This is a genomic window from Streptomyces beijiangensis (assembly GCF_017315755.1).
In the GTDB taxonomy this organism is placed as follows: Bacteria; Actinomycetota; Actinomycetes; order Streptomycetales; family Streptomycetaceae; genus Streptomyces; species Streptomyces beijiangensis.
Genome location: NZ_JAFLRJ010000734.1, coordinates 1 through 261, shown reverse-complemented (window position 1 = coordinate 261; position 261 = coordinate 1). Strand labels below are relative to the sequence as shown.

The 261-nt window shown below is 72.8% G+C and carries 1 protein-coding gene; it reads left to right on the top strand.

The genetic code is table 11. The features are described from left to right. Positions 1-261, top strand: a 261-nt coding sequence (locus tag J0695_RS38755) for an N-6 DNA methylase (protein WP_206969551.1), incomplete at both ends; no start/stop codon positions are given.

The window sequence follows — 261 nt, the reverse complement described above, 5'->3', positions numbered from 1 at the left end:
TCGCACTCAACTCCGGCGCCGATGTGGACGTCAGGACCGGCGACACCCTGCGCGCCGACGCCTTCGGGCAGCTCGCGGCCGACGCGGTGCTCTGCCACCCGCCGTTCAACGAGCGCAACTGGGGCCACGACGAACTGGCCTACGACCCCCGCTGGGAGTACGGATTCCCGGCCCGTACGGAGTCCGAACTGGCCTGGGTCCAGCACGCGCTGGCCCATCTGCGCGAGGGCGGCACCGCCGTCCTCCTGATGCCCCCGGCCG